Consider the following 593-nt stretch of genomic DNA (forward strand, 5'->3'; position numbering starts at 1 on the left):
TTTTCTCTATTTATGAGGAGCATGAAAAAGTACTCGGTCCAGACTTGGTGAATAAATATGAAATATCTTTGACACCAGGCCAAAAAGAAATCTACCAAGCTAGTATGTCTCCTAAAACAGAATATTTGGGTATCGTAGCCGCGTTTCGCGATATTGAGAATTCAAATTGGCGACAAGTCATTAAAGTAGATAAGACGGGTTACAACACTTATCAAATCTCATTAGAAGATCTGTCTTTGGTCGTGCAATAACGTTTAGTTGGCTTATTATAAATGATGCAATACTCCAAGACGGCTTGGTGCGAGGGGATGTTTCTGCGTCCCCAGCATTTTCAACAGCACGAACGCGCAATATCTAATGAATATAAAGGCTTACACAGTTTAGGTGGCTCATATACGTGGGGCGTTTGGAATTGCCGTGTAAAAGAACATGCCTTAAAAACAGGCTTGATTGAACTTGATAATCTTCAAGCAATTCTTCCTGATATGACGCTGATAGACTTTTCAGCAACGACAAGTTTTCTGTCTCCTTTAAAGGTAAAAAAAGGGACGGAAAATACTTTAGTGAAGGTGATCGTTCCACTCTCAAAAGTC

General features: G+C 39.1%; 2 protein-coding genes. Both read left to right on the forward strand.

Annotation, left to right across the window (positions count from 1 at the left end):
- Positions 1 to 251 (forward strand): type VI secretion system lipoprotein TssJ (gene tssJ, locus R7044_RS26695; protein WP_225456170.1); only part of this gene is annotated, 251 nt, incomplete at its 5' end.
- Positions 252 to 308: 57 nt separating this feature from the next.
- Positions 309 to 593, forward strand: a 285-nt coding sequence (gene tssK, locus R7044_RS26700; protein WP_225456171.1) for a type VI secretion system baseplate subunit TssK, incomplete at its 3' end; no start/stop codon positions are given.

The organism is Vibrio sp. 1402, from assembly GCF_033340275.1.